Origin of the sequence: Fibrisoma limi BUZ 3 (assembly GCF_000296815.2) — a bacterium.
GTDB lineage: Bacteria > Bacteroidota > Bacteroidia > Cytophagales > Spirosomataceae > Fibrisoma > Fibrisoma limi.
Map to the genome: position 1 here is coordinate 1006041 of NZ_CAIT01000004.1, position 13342 is coordinate 1019382.

At 53.2% G+C, this 13342-nt stretch carries 10 protein-coding genes; 7 read left to right on the plus strand and 3 right to left on the minus strand.

Annotation, left to right across the window (positions count from 1 at the left end):
* Nucleotides 1-75 precede the first annotated feature (75 nt).
* The gene (locus BN8_RS04530; RefSeq protein WP_009280628.1) at nucleotides 76-3042 is read right to left on the minus strand and encodes an SdrD B-like domain-containing protein; all 2967 of its coding nucleotides are present in this window, start codon (nucleotides 3040-3042) and stop codon (nucleotides 76-78) included.
* A gap of 648 nt (nucleotides 3043-3690) precedes the next feature.
* Here BN8_RS04530 and BN8_RS33150 point away from each other — a divergent pair.
* From BN8_RS33150 to BN8_RS04545, 4 genes are all read left to right on the plus strand, one after another.
* Nucleotides 3691-3855 (plus strand): hypothetical protein, encoded by a 165-nt coding sequence (locus BN8_RS33150; RefSeq protein ID WP_192579020.1) that lies wholly within the window; start codon nucleotides 3691-3693, stop codon nucleotides 3853-3855.
* A gap of 91 nt (nucleotides 3856-3946) precedes the next feature.
* Nucleotides 3947-4300, plus strand: a complete 354-nt coding sequence (locus BN8_RS04535; RefSeq protein WP_009280629.1) for a YciI family protein — start codon at nucleotides 3947-3949, stop codon at nucleotides 4298-4300.
* Nucleotides 4301-4363: 63 nt separating this feature from the next.
* A complete protein-coding gene (locus BN8_RS04540) occupies nucleotides 4364-5629 on the plus strand; it encodes an RNA polymerase sigma factor (RefSeq protein ID WP_009280630.1) in 1266 nt (421 codons plus the stop codon).
* Nucleotides 5630-5922: 293 nt separating this feature from the next.
* Nucleotides 5923-6327, plus strand: a complete 405-nt coding sequence (locus BN8_RS04545) for a hypothetical protein (RefSeq protein WP_040005322.1) — start codon at nucleotides 5923-5925, stop codon at nucleotides 6325-6327.
* Nucleotides 6328-6336: 9 nt separating this feature from the next.
* Here BN8_RS04545 and BN8_RS33155 read toward each other — a convergent pair whose 3' ends face one another.
* Both BN8_RS33155 and BN8_RS04550 read right to left on the minus strand, forming a co-directional pair.
* Complete coding sequence (locus tag BN8_RS33155) at nucleotides 6337-6522, minus strand: hypothetical protein (protein WP_009280631.1); 186 nt, start codon at nucleotides 6520-6522, stop codon at nucleotides 6337-6339.
* A 383-nt stretch (nucleotides 6523-6905) separates the two neighbouring features.
* Nucleotides 6906-9386 carry a S9 family peptidase gene (locus BN8_RS04550; protein ID WP_009280632.1) on the minus strand — a complete coding sequence of 827 codons (2481 nt, stop codon included), beginning with the start codon at nucleotides 9384-9386 and terminating at the stop codon, nucleotides 6906-6908.
* 154 nt (nucleotides 9387-9540) lie between these two features.
* On the opposite strand from BN8_RS04550, the gene BN8_RS04555 reads away from it, so the two are divergent.
* The 3 genes from BN8_RS04555 to BN8_RS04565 all read left to right on the plus strand — a co-directional run bounded on the left by BN8_RS04555 (nucleotide 9541) and on the right by BN8_RS04565 (nucleotide 13324).
* On the plus strand, nucleotides 9541-10410 hold the full coding sequence (locus tag BN8_RS04555) for a hypothetical protein (protein WP_040005445.1): 870 nt from the start codon (nucleotides 9541-9543) through the stop codon (nucleotides 10408-10410).
* A gap of 98 nt (nucleotides 10411-10508) precedes the next feature.
* The gene (locus BN8_RS04560; protein WP_009280634.1) at nucleotides 10509-12074 is read left to right on the plus strand and encodes a phytoene desaturase family protein; all 1566 of its coding nucleotides are present in this window, start codon (nucleotides 10509-10511) and stop codon (nucleotides 12072-12074) included.
* A gap of 74 nt (nucleotides 12075-12148) precedes the next feature.
* Nucleotides 12149-13324: a hypothetical protein gene (locus BN8_RS04565; protein WP_009280635.1), complete on the plus strand. Its 1176-nt coding sequence runs from the start codon at nucleotides 12149-12151 to the stop codon at nucleotides 13322-13324.
* The last annotated feature ends 18 nt before the right edge of the window (nucleotides 13325-13342 follow it).

The following is a 13342-nucleotide window of genomic DNA, read 5'->3' on the forward strand; positions in this document are numbered from 1 at the left end:
AATACGAAGCGCATAAATGCAAAGAAACCGGCCACTTTGCAGCGGCCGGTTTCCGGGACGTATTCGTTTACGCGGTTAGCGTCTACGTGTTTTCTGAATCACAACCGGTACGCACTTCGGTGCCGGGCACTGGCAATCGGCCGGCTGGAGCGTAACGGTAACATCGATGAAGCAGCTACCGCCCGCGCTGAACAACCGGACTGTGTACGGCTGAGCAGTCGTCGGGTTCGGGAGGTTCTCGAACACCACCGTTCCATTCACCACCGATACGTTGGTCGGTGCGCCGTAGGCCGGACCACCTGCATACGTAGCACCCGCTACGATGTCGGCCCGTTCCGTATTCACCAGCGTACTCAGTGTGATACGAGCGTTGTTGTTGGCCGTTGCGCCGTTACACGTAGCCGGGGTAGCAATCGGTGCCGCCGTAAAGCTTGGTGCATCGCTGACCGTTACCGTTGCTGCTGTGGTTGACGAACAGCCCGTTGTAAACGTACACGTAGCTGAGTAGGTCGTAGTCAGTGTCGGTGCAACCACGAGCGAAGCCGTGTTATCACCGGTCGACCAGACTAACGTACCGCCTTCGCAACCGCCGACAGTCAGCGTGGTTGATGAACCAGCGCAGATCGTGGCCGAGCTTACGGTCAATACCGGTGTCGGGTTAACCGTGATCGTCGTGCTGGCGACATCCGAGCAACCCTGCTCGTTGCTAACCGTTACGGAGTAAACTCCAGTTGCTGTTACCGAGATGGTCGCCGTCGTTTCGCTCGTTGACCATAAGTAGCTGGTACCACCGCTGGCCGTGAGCGTTACGCTTTCTCCTTCACAGACCGTTGCGCTCGTCGGCGTTATGGCTGCTACAGGTGCCGGGTTCACCGTCAATATGCCGGTGGCTACCGTCGTACAGCCCTCAGCCGTGGTAGCCGTCACTGTGTAGGTACCAGCCGTTGAAACGATGGCCTGGTTGGTCGAGCCGATCTGGGTAGCACCCGCACTGAAGGTGTAGGAGGCAAAGCCTGTCGAGGCCGTCAGCGTAGCGGATTCCCCGGCACAGATGGTGGCCGAAGTCAGGGCCAGCTCAGGGATCGGGTTGACGATCACCGTACCAGTGGCTACCGTCGTACAGCCCTCAGCCGTGGTAGCCGTCACCGTGTAGGTACCAGCCGTTGAGACGATGGCCTGGTTGGTCGAACCAATCTGAGTAGCGCCCGCACTGAAGGTGTAGGACGCAAAGCCTGTCGAAGCCGTCAGCGTAGCGGACTCACCAGCACAGATGGTGGCCGAAGTCAGGGCCAGTTCCGGGATCGGGTTGACGATCACCGTACCCGTAGCCACTGTGGTACAGCCCTCAGCCGTAGTGGCTGTCACCGTGTAGGTGCCCGCTGTTGAGACGATGGCCTGGTTCGAGGTACCGATCTGGGTAGCGCCTGCACTGAAGGTGTAGGACGCAAAGCCCGTCGAAGCCGTCAGCGTAGCGGACTCCCCGGCACAGATGGTGGCCGAGGTCAGAGCCAGTTCCGGGATCGGGTTGACGATCACCGTACCAGTGGCTACCGTCGTACAGCCCTCAGCCGTAGTGGCCGTGACGGTATACGTACCAGCGGTGCTCACGATGGCCTGGTTGGTCGAGCCGATCTGGGTAGCACCCGCACTGAAGGTGTAGGAGGCAAAGCCCGTCGAAGCCGTCAGCGTAGCGGATTCCCCGGCACAGATAGTGGCCGAAGTCAGAGCCAGTTCCGGGATTTGATTAACTGTAACCGTTGTCGATGCAGATGCCGTACAGACACCACGTTGAGTCGACGTACAGGTAACCGAGTATGTCGAAGTGGTCGTTGGGGCTACCTGAATGCTGGCTGTCGTTTCGCCGGTACTCCAGGCAATCGTTCCACTCGTACAACCGGTAGCCGTCAGCGAAATGGTTTCGCCAATACAAATAGCCGGCGTGGCCGGTGCAATGGCGAGATCTGGAATAATACCGTCTTCTACCACAATCGGGCAGCATCCGCCCGCCGGGCATTGGAAGTTTGTTGTCGTCGTAAACCGGTAGCTTCCCGCTTCAACAATCGTGAAGCTGTTGCCGGTGGCAATTGGTGTTGTACCGCCGTCTTTAAACCACTCTACATTGGTAAATTCGGCCGGTATCTGTGCTATGTAAGCTTCGTCGGGGCAAAGTACAATCGGCACTGAGATACACGCCCGGGTGCTGTTGTTGCGGGTGAAATCTTCCGAATCTGTAGTCGAAACACCTGCTGCATTGAACAGAACCCCGTCAGCCTGGGCGGTTGCGGTCACCGATAGGCTCGTGACGCTACCGGGCGCTACATTGCCCAGATTCCAGGTTAAAATGTTACCATTGACCGTAGCGGTCGGTGTTGATGATACGTACACAAAGCCGGGATCGAGTGTATCCCGTACCACTACGTTCGTGGCTGTTCCCTGACCAATGTTATTGATCTGAATGGTAAACGAAGCGTTTGAACCGTAGCTGACCTGCGGAGTATCCGCCACTTTGCTGATGGCGAGATCGGGATTGCCGGCGGCAAAACCAAAATCATACGAATTAGTAGGCGTATCGTTGGCGCTGGTAACGGCGTAAACCACGGCATTGCCGCCGATTAACTGGGCGTCGCTATCGGCGGTGTTGTCACTACCCTGCTGGCGGGGTGTTATTGATCTGCCGTCTGGAAAATCGGAACCAAGTATCCGAAGCTCATAGACCGTATTCGGAAGCAGACCACCCTGTACGTTGGCGTTGGTGAACGAAAACGTACCGTTCGCGTCGGTAGTGGTAGTGCCTCGCTCGATGCCGTTCAGATAGATACGAATCGGCAGATTTGCAATACCTGGTTCGCCTGTGTCCTGGATGCCGTTTCTGTTGAGGTCATCAAAAACACGGTCGCCCAGGCCAAGGGCCATGGGGGCAGGCAGGCGGGTCGGGGCTTTCCCGGGCGCAGTTGCCCAGGTTATGTGCCCTAGCAGGACCAACAGACCAACTAGCCACAGCCGACAAAGGCGTAGAAGTCGGTAGGAGGAGATGTGTTCCATCTGGGAATTGATTTGGTTACGTGAAAGTTGAGTGCTTAAACAGAGCAGTTGGTGTAGGATCGATCATGCAAAATCTGTCCGGTCAGAGCAAAGGCCGGAGGACGCTGGAAACAGCGAGTAAGCCTGGAGAATCGTGGGGTAACGGTAGTCATACGGATCTGTAGCCGTCGGCTTATCGACTGGCTGATCAAATCCGTGCAAAAGTCTTGCAAACGTAAAAACGTAGCAGAAAATTAATTATAGTGACTTAAAGGTATCTGAAAATGAGTCTATTATAAACTTAGTGTATAATGTATATACACTAAATATGCTTAATTGACATAATTGTCAATTTTCCTGCCAAAGTATGTGACAAAAAAATGTTTAATCATATAAACCTAATGGAGTCTCAAACAAGCGTTATGACGCTTCGTATCCGATTGCTTTGTAAGCCAATTCGTTCCTATGAAAAGTCTATTACCTAAATCGGCGTAGTTAGAAGAAGAAATACTAGTTTATAAGTGTCTCATTTGTAATATATTAATATGTAGGAATGCACTGGGCTATAAATAATTTGAAAAAAGTGTCCACATCTTGTCCGGTTTGATTAAGGCCGTTCGTCTAAGAGATGAAAAAATTCAGGGATACATTTTTAAACTAACCAGTATCATGAAAACCGTTCTGGTTTCCAGCTTTGACGAAGCTGCTTTTTTATCATTGGCATTGAATTGGCTACATGAGGCCCCTCAAGCCCCTTCGAATCGTCCCGGCAGCCTGTACGTGAGATTCACTACTTCGCTGAAAAATGAACCCAGTGCCATTTACACGCACTAGTTAGAAGATCTGATTCCGACTGTCTAATCGTGTAATTCCAGAATTTACCCCTTATTCATTCATCCATCACAAGTCCAATCAAACACGTATCATGGAAAAGTTCATGCTTATCTTCCATTCACCGTATTCACAGGAAACGGCTTTTGTGCAGCAGTCGCCCGAAGAGATCCAGGCCGAAATCCAGAAATGGAACCAGTGGATCGGCGGCATTGCGGCCCAGGGTAAAATTCTTAGTACGGAAGCTCTGCTGCCGGTTGGCAAGGTTATGAGCAAAGGTGGCCAACTCGTTACCGACGGGCCCTTCACGGAGGGTAAGGAGATTGTGGGTGGCTACGCCCTTGTCAGCGTTGACAGCATCGACGAAGCCACCGAGCTGGCCAAGGGCTGCCCTATTTTTGATGCGGAAGGCTCCGTCGAAATCCGGCAAATCATGAAGTTTGACTAACCCCCGGATTCCGGTAAATTGTCATCGTGCAGCCAGTCGCGGCACGATGACAATTTTTGCAGCATGCCCCCTTCTTCTGAACCCAATCAATTAGTTGCTCACCTGTTTCGTCACGAAGCGGGCCGTATGGCGTCGGTACTGACGTGCATGCTTGGTTTCGACCGGCTCGAACTGGCCGAAGACATCGTGCAGGACGCTATGGTACAGGCCCTGCATAGCTGGCCGTTTCAGGGTATTCCGGACAACCCACGGGCGTGGCTTTATCGGGTGGCGAAAAATAAGGCACTGGATGTAGTGCGACGCGAAAATCTGTTTCGGAAAATCAGCACGGAACTCGTGTACGACCAGCCGCCGGAATCGGTAGAAGCTATGGTTGATCAGTATTTTTTCGAGGACGACATCAACGACAGTCAGCTCCGGATGCTATTTGCGTGCTGCGATCCATCAATCGCGATCGAATCGCAGGTGGCTATGTGTCTGAAAATTCTGTGCGGCCTCAGCGTCAGGGAAATTGCCGGAGCTTTTCTTACCTCGCCCGATACCATTGAAAAAAGGTTGTACCGGGCCAGGGAAAAAATTCGGACAGAAGGCATCCGGCTTGAAGTACCCAGCGGTTCGCAGTTACCCTCTCGGCTGAATGCAGTGCTGAAGAGCCTGTATCTGCTTTTCAACGAGGGCTATAATTCCCTCCATCCCGATCAGCTTATCCGTCGGGATTTGTGCGAAGAAGCGATGCGGCTATGCCTGTTGCTGACCCAGAATCCCCGCACGGCGCTACCGGCCGTACAGGCACTACTGGCACTGATGTGCTTCCAGGCAGCTCGTTTTGACGCCCGTACCAGCGAAACCGGAGCCATTGTGTTGCTGGCTGATCAGGACCGGAGCCGCTGGAACCGCGATCTGATTCAGAAAGGACATGAATACCTGAACCACTCAGCCGAAGGCGATAACCTGAGTGAATACCATCTGGAAGCGGGCATTGCCATGCTGCACTGCATAGCCCCGTCGTACGAGACCACTGACTGGCCGACGGTCCTGCATTACTACGATCTGCTGCTTCAGCATAAACCCTCGCCGGTGGTGGCGCTGCATCGGGCCGTAGCACAGGCCAATGTGGAAGGTCCGTTAAACGCCATTCTGACTGTATCAAAGCTGAGCGGGCTGGATACCAACCACTACTACCACGCTATTCTGGGCGATCTATACGAACGTAATAGCCAGCCCAGCATCGCCCGACAGCACTATCAGCGCGCTCAACAGTTGACTTCCTCCGCGGCAGAGAAGGAACTGCTGACGCGTAAGATAAACCGCTGTATGCCAGATGAATGATTTTGTAGCCAGCTTTTATGCTGTAGAATAATCGAACCAATTAGTTCACCCAACTAATGACATATGTAAGGGAATTGTTTAAATTTAGTTAATCAAGAAGGTGAAATTATAAAGTATTGATAGTCAAAGATTTGTAGTTAAGGCAAATCGTACAATTAAAATATAATATATGACATGTAATAAATAAACGCCGTTAAATCAATTTGCAATCGAAGCTACGCCATGAAGTAAAATATTTTGTTTAACATTGCTCTTACAAAAACAGCTATAAAGTTAAACAAAAAGTCTTGGTAATGAAGCCCCACCGCTCAAAAACTGCTATTGTTTCTGGTAACAAATCGATAGCAACAGAAATCCTGGAAGATTGGTTGGATGCGTCGACCAACTTCTATGTATACTACAATCAGTTAATAGCCTGCGTTAGTCAATCAATCCATACCGTTTCATCGTATCAGCAGCCTACCTTTATCGGCCAATGTCCACTGGATCGGCTCGTAAGCATTGTTATAGACATGCAAGCCGAACTGGAGGTGCTCGTCAAGGAAATGAAGGAACTTGACAAAAAAGAGAGTAAAGGACGTAGTAGCAGTTCCACTGCTAAAAAGGAACTAAAGCTAGCTAAACATACTCGTCGACTTAACAAGCTGAATCAGCACGCCAGCACCCGATTGTGGTTGGCAGGCCTGAGTCCCTCGTGAACCGGTACGTCACTGCATGGAGTCAGATTTAAATGGGGGCTGGGGTTTGTAGACTGTATTGACCAGCCGGGTGTATTTCTCACGTAACCGTGTCGGGACTGATCCTGATCCAAGGAGCTGGCTATTCACTAGGGTTATATAATCTTCAGCCAGCCGTTTAAAATGAGTAGGATCAATCAGGGGTTTCTTCTCCATCGCGTCTGTGTGTTGCGTATTAAAACAGAATATGTTCCGGAGTGAGTGTACCTGCTAAGTATGTAAATTACTAAATAAAGCGTGATGTTAACAAATCTATATTATAAGTAGAACTCTTTGTTAAAAATTATATCTAACGGTTCTGTACCTGCAAAAAACATTCTCGACACTATCAGCGATTTGTTAAAAAATAAAAGGGCTAATCATCGATTAGCCCTTTTATGATCGCCTAACTGTCCCTTGCTTCATGCTTGCCGTGTCTCGATCCGGAGCACTGACAAGGGCGTCTAAAACACACCCAAAATTGGCAAGAACCCACCAGAAGGGCTTTCAATTTTGGGACTATTTCTATCGATTTTGGGCCAAAACAAGCCACCAGGCCATTATTTTCCGCTACCAGCCCGATTTGGCTGACTCGCGGTTGGGCTACTCGGTTCCTTGACAAATTTTTCCAGCCAGCCGTTCATCTCGTTCAGCATGTGCAGCAGCGACTCCTTCGCTACGTAGCCATGGCTCTCGTAGGGGAGTAGCACAAAGCGGGTGGTGGCTCCCATACCTTTCAGGGCGTTGTAGTACCGCTCAGACTGGATCGGGAACGTACCCGTATTATTGTCCGCTTCGCCGTGGATCAGCAGGAGGGGCGTCTTCATCTTGTTGGCGTTCATGAACGGCGACATGTTGTTATATACCTCCGGGGCCTGCCAGTAAGTACGTTGTTCGTTCTGGAAGCCAAACGGAGTCAGGGTGCGGTTATAGGCACCGCTGCGGGCAATCCCGCCTTTGAACAGATTACTGTGCGTAAGCAGGTTGGCGGTCATAAAGGCTCCGTAGGAGTGTCCACCCACGCCAACCCGGTTCGGATCGACAACGCCCAGCCGAACGCCTTCATCAATGGCGGCTTTAGCGCTGGACACCAGTTGCTCCACATACGTATCGTTCGGCTCTTTATCGCCTTCACCCACAATAGGAATGCTGGCGTTTTCGAGCACGGCATAACCCATCGTTACAAACGCAGCGCCGGTCCAGTAACTGATCCGGTTAAACTGGTACGGCGAGCCCTGCACCTGCCCGGCAGCATCTTTGCTTTTGAACTCTGCCGGATACGCCCATAGGAACGTTGGCAATGGTCCCTGTTCTTTCTTGTACCCTGCCGGCAGATACAGCGTTGCCGTTAAATCTACGCCATCAGGACGCTTGTAGCGAAGCTGCTGTTTCTGTACACCTTTAAGCTGTGGGTAAGGATGCGGGAACGACGTTACCTGAATCGGCGCAATCCGCTTCTTCAGATTCCGGACGAAGTAGTTCGGGTTCTCTTCCGGCGACTCGCGGGTAGTCAGAATAATGCCCCCGGCCGCATCGATAACGGCAACCGGTCGCTCGAAGTACGGGGCCTGCGACCGCCAGAGTTCCTTAGTCTGTTTGGTGTTCAGGTTCAGGCTGTTCACAAAAGGCCGATCTCCTTCTGGCGAAGCCCCCTGGAACCCAAGCATCAGAATCTCACCATTGGGCTGGAGGTTCAGTACCTCGCGGCCGTACTGGTTCCGGCGCGTGTCGGGCTGGCCGGGATTGGAATAACGATCTTCATACGACCGGTCGAACAGTACCGTTGCCTGACCCGTTTTGGGATTAACGACTTTAGTGATCGTTTTACGGGTCTGCCACCAGCGTTCAGAAGCCAGGGCCGTGGTTTCGTTACCCCATTCAAAACCGGCAAACCGGTAAGTAGACGCATAAATCTCTTTCGGCTGGGCCGAGAAAGGCGCTTCGAGCAGGTAAACCTTGTCCCGGATGTCGGCTTTTTGTTTTGGATCGCCGTTATCCTGGGCTACGGTCCAGTACACAGAAGCTGGTGTATCGTTCCGCCACTCATAATTGCGGGGACCGGTGGGAACACCATCGGCGCTGTAGGGGACGTTTTCGTGCAGTTCGCCCTGGTTCAGCGTTTTGACAAGCGCTCCACCGATGGCATATATGTCGGTGCGGAGCGGAAAGCGTCCCACCGGAACCAGATAAGAAAACGGCCGGTGTACGGCCTCCAGCATTACGTACTGACCATCCGGCGACGGTTCGGCCGAGGCTACCAGACCAACGGGGCCGATGGGTTGCGTTGAACCGTCGAGGCCGATCCGTACTACCTGAGCTGTAGCGTAATACTCGAACTGCCGCTCGTCGGAGGTGTTCTTCAGCAGATCCTGAAAGGTTGGTGCCTGTGCCTTACGGCCCATGTTTTCCTGCACGGTCGGTCCCGTCGGGACGCGGCTGATCTCGGGCGCACTGCCACGTGAAGCCGGTATCGTCTTGACCAGCAGGTTTTTGCTGTCGGGCATCCAGCGGAAAGGAGCGCCATATACGGCATTCAGCGCCAGATCACTCACTTTCCTGGCTGCTGCCGTCGCAACATCGGCTACGTACAGCTCGATTTTACTGTCGGTCGAGTTCGTAAAGGCAAACTTCGTTTCGTCGGGCGACCACTGCACATTGCTGATAAGCGGAGAAGCCGGCAACCCACTGACTGCTACTTCGTCTTTGCCCGACATCTTTTTGATCTTCAGTCCCGTGATGTACCGAATGCGGCTCGGACCATTGTTGGCAGGATTCAGGCGCAGACCGGCCAGGCGAAGTTCTGGTTGGGACAGTTCGTCGATGGACGGGGCCAGCGCCTGTTCCAGAATCAGCAGGTAATCGCCTTTTGACGTAACGCTGACCCCGGGCGTGGGCGGCACGTTTACCAGATCGGCCAGCGGTTTTGGCGGAGTCTGGTACGCCGTTGCGTTGTCCTGTGCGCTGAGGGGCAGCACACCGGAAAAACCTAGCAACAAAATGAGCGTCGACCGACGCATTGTACTGCGGAAAGAACAAATCATGCGTTGAATGAGTTGGAGAAACTCAAAAATACAAAATTTTATTATGCAGGTAGTAGGAGTTTAACGAAAAGGCAATATCCAGATGCTCGAATTCGCGGCTAATTCATACGTTTCTTTCGTTACTTTGGTGATTAAATCAACAAGACAGCTTTACATGCGTATCCCCGTATTTCTGGCCAGCCTGCTGGGGCTGGTTTCGTGCGAACTGACAACGCCTGGTTCATCGGAGGTTCAATTCTCGTCGGAGCCGACCACTACGCCCGTCGCGCCGGGTCAGATCGATGAAGCTTCAGGAATGGCAGATAGTCGTAGTCAGCCGGGTAACCTCTGGATTCAGCAGGATAGCGGTAGTCCCGCCGAACTGATCCTGCTGGGACACGATGGGACCGTTAAAGGGAAAGCGGCCGTTCCGAACGCATCAAACCGCGACTGGGAGGAAATGGCCAGCGGGCCGGGACCGCAGGACGGCGTCAATTACCTCTACATTGGCGAAATCGGCGACAACAACGGACAGTATCCGACCTGCCTTATCTATCGCTTACCCGAACCGGCTAACCTTCAGACCCCCATCGCTCAGGTTGAACGTATTAATTTTAAGTATCCCGACGGACCCCGCGACGCCGAAGCGATGTTTGTGGACCCTAAAACCAAAGACATCTGGATCATTTCGAAGCGCGAGCCCAACGTTCGGCTGTACAAGCTGCCTTACCCGCAGAATATCAATGAGGTGACTACTGCTCAGCCGTTTGGCGAATTGCCCTATACATTTGTGACGGGGGCTGCCATCTCGCCCGACGGGTCTGAAATCGTGCTGCGGACCTACACCCAGATCGTTTACTGGAAGCGGCAGGATGGTCAGAGCATTGCCGATGCCATGCAGAAACAGTCGGCCCGTACGTTGCCCTACCGTCAGGAACCCCAGGGCGAAGCCATCTGCTTCGGTCGCGACGGTCGGGGTTATTTCACCATCAGCGAGAAGGCCGGAGCGTCGAGCGTCAACCTGTATTACTACGCCAAAAAGTAAACCCAATACCAGACGGCAGATGATGCCACGCCCCTAGCTGTGCTAAACTTTTTTGTTAGACCGGCGCTTTTACTCATGAGATACAGTCATTCGTTTCCGTGAGTAAAAGCGCTGTTGTTATTGGTGCCGGTATTGCCGGTATTGCGTCGGCTATTCGGCTGGCGGTGAAAGGGTATTCGGTTGATGTGTATGAAGCTAACGCCTACCCCGGCGGGAAGCTATCGAGTTTTGACCAGGCCAGGCCCGGCGGAGCTGTGTATCGCTTTGATGCCGGTCCGTCGCTGTTTACCATGCCGCATCTGGTCGAGGAGTTGTTCAGGCTGGCGGGCCGCAACCCAACCGACCATTTTCACTACGTTCGGTTAGACGAAACCTGCCGGTATTTCTGGGACGATGGAACACGCCTGACGGCCTGGGCCGACCATCAGCGCTTTGCCAGTGAAGTTGAGACCGTACTGGGCGAACCGGGTGAGCACCTGCTGGCGCACCTGAACGACAGCGCCCTGAAATATGGCGTAACCGAAAAGCTGTTTCTGCACCGATCCCTGCACAAAGCGTCGACCTGGCTGAACCGGGATGCGCTGCGTGGCTACCTCAACCTGCCGAAACTGGGTGTATTCGGAACCATGAACGGTGCGAACGAACGGCGTTTCCGGCACCCTAAGCTGGTGCAGCTATTCAATCGGTACGCTACGTACAACGGCTCCGATCCGTACCAGACCCCCGCGACACTGAATATCATTCCGCATCTGGAATACAACATTGGGGCCTTTTTCCCGAAAGAGGGCATGATCGGTATCACCAACAGTCTGGTCAACCTGGCCGAAGACCTGGGCGTTCGGTTTCACTATAATACCCGCGTAACGGAGATCGTGACGGAGGGGAAACGGGTGGTGGGGGTAAGGGCTGAGGATATGGAGCTTGGGGCTGAGGGTATAGTCCTCAGCGCAGAGCCGTCGGCTGTCAACACTCCGGGGGCCGAACCCCATGCCCCGCGCCCCGCGCCCATTGCCCTTTGCGTGACAAACATGGACGTAGTCAATGCGTTTCGGAAGTTGTTGCCCAACGCGAAGCAGCCGGAGCGGATTCTGCGCCAGCCGAAATCCAGTTCGGGCTTGATTTTTTACTGGGGCATCAAACGGGAGTTTGCGGAGTTAGGCTTGCACAACATTTTTTTTAGCAACGATTATCGCACGGAATTCGACTACCTGTTCCGGCGGAACAAACTGTACCATGACCCAACGATCTACCTCAACATCACCTCAAAACATAAGCCCGACGATGCGCCCCCCGGCTGCGAGAACTGGTTTATCCTGCTCAATGCACCCAACAACACGGGTCAGGACTGGGACGCCATCATCGACCGGGCGCGGCAGGATGTGATTCGCAAACTCAGCCATAACCTGGGGGTTGATGTCGGTTCACTGATCGAAACCGAATCCATTCTGGACCCCCGGAGCATCGAAAGCAAAACTTCCAGTTCGCAGGGGGCGCTGTACGGAAACAGCAGTAATAACCGGTTTGCGGCTTTTCTGCGCCACGCCAATTTCTCGCGCGAGTTCGAAAACCTGTATTTTGTGGGAGGGAGTGTTCACCCGGGCGGGGGAATTCCGCTTTGTCTGTTGTCGGCCAAGATCGCGACGGGTTTCGTGCGGGGGACGTAGGGTAAAGATTGGGAAACTGTGCTTTTTTACCCTACGCCCTTGGCCCCAAGCCCTACGCCCACTAAACTTGCCACATGGATTCGTCGTATCTGATTATTGTCCTAAGCCTGTCCGTACTGATTTCATACGCTTTTGACCTGTTCAGCAGCCGGTTCAAAACGCCATCGGTGCTGCTGTTGCTGTTGCTGGGGGTGGTGATTCGGCAGGCAACCAGTTACTTAGGGGTTCAGGTGCCGTTTGCCAATGCCATTCTGCCGATCCTCGGAACGCTCGGGCTGATTCTGATCGTACTGGAAGGGGGGCTTGATCTGGAGCTTCATCCCGAAAAATACGGACTGCTCCGACGGACACTGCTCTCGTCACTGATTGAGATTGTGGGCATCACGTTGCTGCTGGCCGGAGCGCTCTATCTGCTGCTGAACGATACGTTCTATCATTGTCTGATCACGGCGCTCCCGTTCTCCATTCTGAGTAGTGCCGTAGCGATTCCCAGCCTGTTGAATCTGTCGAGCGAACAGGGTGAATTTGTAGTGTACGAATCCGCATTTTCGGCCATATTGGGCGTCATGGCGTTTAACTTCCTGCTGCTGAGCCGCGATTCAGTGCTGGGGGCGGTCTGGATGTTCACGCGCGATACGGTCGTTATGGCGCTGGTGTCGCTGGGCTGCTGTTTCCTGCTGCTGTACCTGATCGGCCGGATCAACCACCGCATCAAGTTTCTGCCCATCATTTCAGTACTGTTCCTGGTATACGCCATAGCCGAAATTTATCGGCTGTCGTCGTTGCTGCTGATTCTGATTTTTGGCCTGTTTCTCAATAATACGGAACTGTTCATTCGCGGTCGGCTCAATCAGGTACTCAAAAACGACCTGTTCGAAAAAGAACTGGACCAGCTTAAAAACCTGACGGCCGAGGGGGCGTTTGTCGTGCGAACGTTTTTCTTTCTGCTGTTTGGCTACGTTGTTGTGCCGCACGAATTAGTCGATCCGGATGCCCTGATTGTAAGTGGTTTATTTGTGCTCATTATTATTGCCTGGCGGTGGCTGACCCTCCGGCTGACCTACCGGGGCAGCCTGCGACCGTTGCTCTGGATTGCGCCCCGCGGTCTGATTACCATTCTGTTATACCTGAATATTCCGGAAGATCTGCGTCTGGTGGGTTTCCGCGAGGGGATTCCTATGCTGGTCGTCGTGCTGTCGTCGCTGGTGATGATGGCCGGTGTGGTTGGATACCGGGGCCGTACTCAGTAGGGCCATAAGTACATTTTA

Excerpts from the sequence above, each read along its gene's own strand:
- BN8_RS04530 (WP_009280628.1), bottom strand. The coding sequence starts at position 3,042 with ATGGAACACATCTCCTCCTACCGACTTCTACGCCTTTGTCGGCTGTGG.
- BN8_RS33150 (WP_192579020.1), top strand. The coding sequence starts at position 3,691 with ATGAAAACCGTTCTGGTTTCCAGCTTTGACGAAGCTGCTTTTTTATCA.
- BN8_RS04535 (WP_009280629.1), top strand. The coding sequence starts at position 3,947 with ATGGAAAAGTTCATGCTTATCTTCCATTCACCGTATTCACAGGAAACG.
- BN8_RS04540 (WP_009280630.1), top strand. The coding sequence starts at position 4,364 with ATGCCCCCTTCTTCTGAACCCAATCAATTAGTTGCTCACCTGTTTCGT.
- BN8_RS04545 (WP_040005322.1), top strand. The coding sequence starts at position 5,923 with ATGAAGCCCCACCGCTCAAAAACTGCTATTGTTTCTGGTAACAAATCG.
- BN8_RS33155 (WP_009280631.1), bottom strand. The coding sequence starts at position 6,522 with ATGGAGAAGAAACCCCTGATTGATCCTACTCATTTTAAACGGCTGGCT.
- BN8_RS04550 (WP_009280632.1), bottom strand. The coding sequence starts at position 9,386 with ATGATTTGTTCTTTCCGCAGTACAATGCGTCGGTCGACGCTCATTTTG.
- BN8_RS04555 (WP_040005445.1), top strand. The coding sequence starts at position 9,541 with ATGCGTATCCCCGTATTTCTGGCCAGCCTGCTGGGGCTGGTTTCGTGC.
- BN8_RS04565 (WP_009280635.1), top strand. The coding sequence starts at position 12,149 with ATGGATTCGTCGTATCTGATTATTGTCCTAAGCCTGTCCGTACTGATT.